Genomic DNA, 6,368 nt, shown 5'->3' with positions numbered 1-6,368 from the left:
TAAGCTATACATGTATATCAAGTGACCATTGGGATAGCTTTGTTACGACCTTTAAAGAATGCAAACAGTTGATTGGTAAATTTTTCACTGTGGGTATAGAAGGCAATAATTGTCGATTACGGCATCGAATCAGGCGAGGCTTTAGGAGAAGCTGCAACTTCTCCAAAAAGCTTGAAAATCATTTCAAAGCCTTTGATTTAGTGTTCTTTTATATCAATAATGGATTCGTTTAATGCCAGCATACTTTTTGAAACACCACCGGAGAATAAAGAACGCCTTAACCATTCACCTATTGAGCTTGCACTTTTCATCCAAAAGAAAATTAAGCAAGGCGAGAAGAAAAACGTAATCGCTAAAAAGTTAAATGAAGATCCTGTTTTTATTTCTACTCACCTAGCTTTAGTGGATATGCCAGAGTGCTTATCTAAGGCTTATGATGCAGGTTTTAAATCTCCAAAGACTTTGTATGACTTACGCAAACTTTGGGAATCATTCCCTGAAGAAGTAAACGCTTGGGTGGATGAATCTTTAGAGAATGGTCAAGACATTATCAGATCGAAAGTACAGGCTCTATCTAAAAAGTTAAAAGAACCTAAGCAAGCTGAAGCGACTGAAGCAGATCCAGAATCAGAACCACAGGCGCAAGAAAGCCAAGAGCAAACCGCTATTATTGATGATAATGAATCTTTCAATTTTAATGGGAATGATCAAGCTGAAGCGACTGAAGAACTTGAAGTTAAAAAACTGATGGATCAATCGAACCAGAAAGAGCAGCCAGAAGCTAAAGAAGAAGATCCAGACAAAATCAAAAAACCGCTTTTAGTTGTTATTCATGACGGCAGACAAGCGAACCTGATGCTTAATAAAAAGCCTTCTTCTTTGGGTTTTGCATGGATCAAATACGAAGATGGAACAGAGGTATCCGTAGATTGCAGCAGCCTTGAAATCGAGTATTTACAAGAAGCCTAAACCTACCAATGGAAAAAGACCTTGCTAATGCAAGGTCTTTTTTTGGGCGGGTTTTCCCGACCACCTAGCTTGATTACCCTTAGTCATGACTAAGGAGAAAAGAGGGAAAAAAAGAAGATATATAATCTAGGGCAGGATAGGCAGTAGCCGTTAAAATTGCCATTTTGTCACCCAGTTGATAGAATGGGATAAGCAAAATATTACTTTGCTTATGGAATTAATCATGACTAAAGACAATAAAATCTTTTTCAGAGTTGATCGGGCAGTGCTTGATTGGTGGGAAGCAAAGTGTGAAAAACAGGGAATTAAGAAAGGCGCACCTTTCCAAAAAGCGTTAGAACTTTCTTATCAAAAAGAGAATGATCCTAACTTTTCAGGACAAGATTTTTCCTTGAATCTGGAAAAGGACTTAACCGAAAAAATCTATCAGTTAGCTAAGTTTGAAGAAGTAGATCCAGACGACTTGATCAAAAAAATGATCAAGGAAAAGTTATCTGAAATAGAAAAAACGCAAGACGTTATAGATGTATTTGAAAAAACATCACGCAAAGAATTACGGCTTAAACCAAGTTTGATGAAAGCCATTAATGAGAAAGCAGCACAGATCGGCATGAAACCGAATCAATATATCATTTCGGTTTTAACAGCTAATGTCACAAAAGATTCAATATTCTTTAGCCAGGAAGAAGCTCTTAAACTTGGCGAATCAAATAGTCAGCTTTTGGCGATTGGTAGAAACCTAAACCAAATGGCTAAGAATATGAATCAGGGTATTTATGAATCTTACGATAGAGAATTTGTCGAGCGAGTACATCAGCTAGTAAAAGCTCAAGTTAGGCATGTTTTCACTCTATTAGAGCGCAATAAAAAGAGGTGGGAATAATGGCTAACGGAAGCAGTAAGACTACCAGAGAAGTGCAAAGCACTTTGCTTGCTCATGGTGAGCAGCTACTTAACGGATCTAAAGTTAAGCGTGTTAATCAGACCCAAAGTTTAGATACTTTTTTAAATGATCTGTCTAAGCCTAAAAATGGATCTGGCCATTCAGCTAAATCAGCCCCTAAATCATCTCCAAATAGCGTTAAGGCAACTTTAAATAGAATCAGTAAAAAGACCCCTGAAGTAATGGTCAAGGTTACTGGTGGAGGTAATTCTATGGGGAAGGTGAAAGCCCACATGGGATATATCACACGGAATGGGCAATTAGAGGGAATTGATCAGGACGGAAATAAAGTTAATGGTAAGGATGATATAGAAGATACTGCTGAAGATTGGCAAATGTCAGGTACACCTATTTCTGATGAAGAATCTAAATATAAGCAGGCTTTTAATATTGTGTTATCTATGCCGAAAGGTACGGATGAAAAAGGCGTTTATGATGCTGCAAAAGAATTTGCAGAGGAACATTTTAAAGACCATAAATATATGATGGTGCAGCATACCTTTACCAATGACCCTTCAAAAGATCCAAGTGAAAACCCGCATGTGCATGTTGTTGTTAAAGCTGTTTCTGAAAAAGGTGATCGGTTAAATATCAGGAAGGCTGATCTTCAGGAATGGCGAGAAAGTTTTGCTGAAAAATTAAGATCCAGAGGGATTGAAGCGAATGCGACAAAACGTATAGCTAGGCTTCAAAAAAATAGAAGTGATAAGCAGTCAGTTAAACAAATGAAAGAGCAGGGCAAATCGTTTAAGCGATATGGTAAAAATAAGGCAAGTCCAGAACGTGTCCAGAAAGCTAAACAGCAAGAAAAAGAAGCATTGACGCATTACAAGGAAATTACTAAAGCTCTATCACAGTCACCAGATCCGCAAGATAGAAAACTAGCAGTTGATCTAGTGGACTATTTACGGAAACAGGTAGAAGTGAAAAAACCAACGCCACAGCCACAGATTCAACCTAATAAGCTAGATCTTCAACACGGAAAGAACAAGGGGAAAGAGCAAGACCGTTAATAATATAAGGGAAGGATAAGGCGCAATACTGTGCTTTAGTGCCCTTTAAAAATCCTTAATTTTCTGAGCGGGCATACCTAATTTAAACATCCTATTAAGCTCAAAAATTGCATATTTTAAATCTTTTTCAGGTATATGCTTAACATCAAAATATTCAATTTGGCCAAATCTCGCTTTATATAATGCAATTCGTTCTATTCTGTGTCGTTGCATCTGCACTGTTGACGACATAATTCGATCCATTAAATAGAATAAGTAATACGATGTGATCTGCATACTGTCTTTAATCATAAATCCATGATTTTTTGTACTTTTATAGTCATATAGTGTTTCATCAATACAAATATCTGCATCTATCCCCCCTAGTGCAACACGGATATTTGCAGAATATCTGGGATTGTATGTGATCAGACTATCAGGCTTAATAAGACCATTCTTAATGAATACATTATCAAAATTTTTGACTAGGGAAGATATATCTTCGTAAACCACGTTCTCCGTTGGTTTTAGTATGTCTTTCTTTGTTGCTACTGGTAGAAATCCAGATCGCCATAGATTTTCTAATTTAGCCAAAAGAATAATTCCACCAATAAATTCTTCATTTAGTTCTAAATCGTTTGATTTATTAGCTAGTAGAAAATCTATGTGATTTTGAATTTTTTTATACAATACCAAAATGCTTTTATTTTTCGTTTCCTCTAGAAAGCTGATAATTTTAGGTTGCTCAAATTCCTTAGCACTCAATTCAGTATTCGTGTAGTACGCACAAATTATTTTAGATAAGTAGTCAAATGCTGTACCAACCAAGCCTGAATCATAACTACTCGTTAATTTATGTTCACTCATAACTTCATAATTAGTAAAAGGAGGAATACCACTGTAAGTTTTGAAATCTTTTTTTTGGGGTGCGACACTTTTTATAATTTCTTTTACTTCCTTGCACTTAGGATCTGAAGATTTCAGTATCGACATTAAAGACATATTTTATACTCTTTATCCATATAGTTACTATTCAAACAATTTTAAAGATACTAAAGACTAGATTGAAAAATCTAAGTTTTTATTCTTTCTAATGCAAATTGAATCTTTTCTTTGGGGCAATACTGCTTTTTGGAAAACTTTTCCATTACAGCCGATCCAATAATTTTTTTATCTGTATTAAAGAAAAATATCTCTAAGTCATAAGGTACATTGACCATATTAAAACAGGTATAAATCGGCTTTTTCCACGTAAAGACTAAAGGCTTTAATGAAGGATTTTCTTTAAAACCTATTTCTTGATCATGCTCCCTATATAGGTACAGAGCCGTTAATTTTTTTCCATTAAAGCTAAACGTCTTTACTTCTTTATCTTGATCAAAGTAAGGGTTATAAACCTGTTTAAAGGCCATAACAGACACTACTATTAAAAGAGCTATAAACGCTGCATATTTTAATTTCAATTCCTGTTATTCCTTTTAGCCAGGTGGCAAGTCACATGCAAAAAAATTATCTTAGTCATGACTAATTATTTAACACTCATAAGTTGATCCCATTTAAAGTAATTGGGAGACAGCTTATTACGTGACATATTCCAATTTCTATCAGGTAGCATACTGGCACCTAATCCTATTTTTCTCTTACCAAATTTATTCTGTATATCATCGAGTGAATCCATAAGTTTATTACTTGATTCTATCTTGTTCATGTCCGTGAATAAGTCATAAATATGAGTGGCTTTAGGTTCAAGACAAGTGAGGATAACTCCACATTTTTTAAATCCAATATTCTTTTGGTATAGCTGATCAACCATTGAGGTAGCAATTTTAGAAAGTAATAAACTATTGTCTGATGGATCGGGTAAAGCGTAAGACAAAGATTTATTATAAAAAGGCTCAGAAGTATCAAATGGATTAGATTGAACAAAACTAATAATACAGCCACATAGTAAATTTTCACTTCTTAAACGGCTTACGGCATCCTGAACATAAAGCGTAATCGCTTCTTTAAGATCCTCACAGCTATAAACTTTCTGGCCAAAGGAACGGCTTGCTATTATTTGTTTTTTTGCTTTAGGACTTTGCTCAATTTCAATGCAAGAAATTCCCTGTAATTCTAATAGAGTTCTGTGCATGACTACAGAGAATTGATCTCTAATCATTAAGGGTGAAGCACAAACAAAATCTAGAACTGTATTAATGCTTAGGCTATTCAGCTTTTTAGTATGCTTTCTACCAATCCCCCATACTTCACTAACTTCTATAGATTGATATAAGCCCTCAATCGAACAATAGTCCATTGAAACAAGGTTACATACACCTTTTAAATAACTATTCTTTTTAGCGATATGATTAGCCATTTTTGCTTCTGTTTTAGTCCGTCCAATTCCAATACAGGCCGGCAAACCTAGCCAACGTGAGAGCCGATCCAGAATTAAATGAGCATAAGCAGTTAGATCATAATTTGAAGCATAAGCAGTTAGATCTAAAAAGCATTCATCAATCGAATAAATTTCTTGTTCTTGAGGTGTAACAAATTCAGCTAGGACTTTTATAAATCTGCGGGACATTTCCGCATATAGAGCATAATTACTCGAAAGGACTGTAATATTGTGCTGCTCTACAAGCTCCTTGAGTTGAAAAAGAGGTACACCCATCTTTATTCCTAAGTCTTTAGCTTCTTGTGAACGAGCCACAGCACAACCGTCATTATTAGATAATACGATTACTGGCTTATTATTCAGGCTTGGATTAAAGACACGTTCACAGCTTACATAACAGTTATTAATGTCTACCAAAGCAAAAATCTTATTTTGATTTTCCATGTAGATTAGACCAATAGGATTAGATTATTTATGTTTCCTAAATGGCTTAATGACAAAGGTCACTACACCCCATATTAATAATTCTTGGCAATCATTAAGGTGAATATCGTCATAATCTGGATTTTCAGCTTTAAGCCAACACTTATCACCTTCAATCATTAACCGCTTAACGGTGAACTCATTGTCAATTAAAGCAATAACAATATCTTCGTGTTTAGCTTCAAGACTACGATCCACTAAAAGCTCGTCATCAATTTCAATGCCTGCGTCACGCATGGAAAGAGAAGCTACTTTGACAACAAATGTTGCAGCTTCATTTTTCACAAGGTGTTCATTCATGTCTAAAGTTTTATCAATGTAATCTTGTGCGGGAGAGGGGAAACCAGCAGCTACTTTTTCTGAAGCTAAAGGAATACGTTTAAAGGTTGAAGGATTAATTAAAGTAATAGTAGCTACATCATTTAAGGTAGTCTTTTTATGATTCGCTAAAAACTTCTTAATCTCTACAATACGGGCACTGTTGCAAATAGTCGGTGGTGATAAACTTATCATCCCCTTTTGCTGATGGAGCTGCACATGAACCCATTCAAAGGCCGGCATTTTCAGCGTGACATCATTCTGTGGGCCGTACGCTGGTACT

8 protein-coding genes are annotated in these 6,368 nt (G+C 35.5%); 4 read left to right on the top strand and 4 right to left on the bottom strand.

Annotated elements, in window-relative coordinates; genetic code table 11:
• The 4 genes from FTU40_RS14680 to FTU40_RS14665 all read left to right on the top strand — a co-directional run.
• On the top strand, window positions 1-233 hold a 233-nt coding region (locus FTU40_RS14680; RefSeq protein ID WP_257218538.1), incomplete at its 5' end, for an IS1 family transposase.
• A complete protein-coding gene (locus FTU40_RS14675; RefSeq protein ID WP_227607606.1) occupies window positions 220-969 on the top strand; it encodes a transcriptional repressor KorB C-terminal beta-barrel domain-containing protein in 750 nt (249 codons plus the stop codon). The genes FTU40_RS14680 and FTU40_RS14675, both read left to right, overlap by 14 nt.
• A gap of 223 nt (window positions 970-1,192) precedes the next feature.
• Entirely contained in the window at window positions 1,193-1,852 is a 660-nt protein-coding gene (locus tag FTU40_RS14670; protein WP_180041309.1) for a plasmid mobilization relaxosome protein MobC, read from the top strand.
• A complete protein-coding gene (locus FTU40_RS14665) occupies window positions 1,852-2,925 on the top strand; it encodes a relaxase/mobilization nuclease domain-containing protein (RefSeq protein WP_104516576.1) in 1,074 nt (357 codons plus the stop codon). Before FTU40_RS14670 ends, FTU40_RS14665 begins: the two co-directional genes overlap by 1 nt.
• Before the next feature lie 45 nt (window positions 2,926-2,970).
• On the opposite strand, the gene FTU40_RS14660 is transcribed toward FTU40_RS14665, so the two are convergent.
• The 4 genes from FTU40_RS14660 to FTU40_RS14645 form a co-directional block, all read right to left on the bottom strand.
• The gene (locus FTU40_RS14660) at window positions 2,971-3,906 is read right to left on the bottom strand and encodes a hypothetical protein (RefSeq protein WP_015060294.1); all 936 of its coding nucleotides are present in this window, start codon (window positions 3,904-3,906) and stop codon (window positions 2,971-2,973) included.
• A gap of 71 nt (window positions 3,907-3,977) precedes the next feature.
• Entirely contained in the window at window positions 3,978-4,316 is a 339-nt protein-coding gene (locus FTU40_RS14655; protein WP_180009812.1) for a DUF192 domain-containing protein, read from the bottom strand.
• Window positions 4,317-4,432: 116 nt separating this feature from the next.
• Window positions 4,433-5,728 carry a Y-family DNA polymerase gene (locus FTU40_RS14650; RefSeq protein ID WP_180009810.1) on the bottom strand — a complete coding sequence of 432 codons (1,296 nt, stop codon included), beginning with the start codon at window positions 5,726-5,728 and terminating at the stop codon, window positions 4,433-4,435.
• Window positions 5,729-5,752: 24 nt separating this feature from the next.
• Window positions 5,753-6,280: a LexA family transcriptional regulator gene (locus FTU40_RS14645; RefSeq protein ID WP_180041311.1), complete on the bottom strand. Its 528-nt coding sequence runs from the start codon at window positions 6,278-6,280 to the stop codon at window positions 5,753-5,755.
• Window positions 6,281-6,368 lie beyond the last annotated feature (88 nt).

The organism is Acinetobacter sp. YH12100 (assembly GCF_013419135.1).
Taxonomy (GTDB): domain Bacteria; phylum Pseudomonadota; class Gammaproteobacteria; order Pseudomonadales; family Moraxellaceae; genus Acinetobacter; species Acinetobacter pseudolwoffii.
Note: the sequence above shows the minus strand (reverse complement) of the source record. Positions and strands in the feature narration are given on the sequence as shown.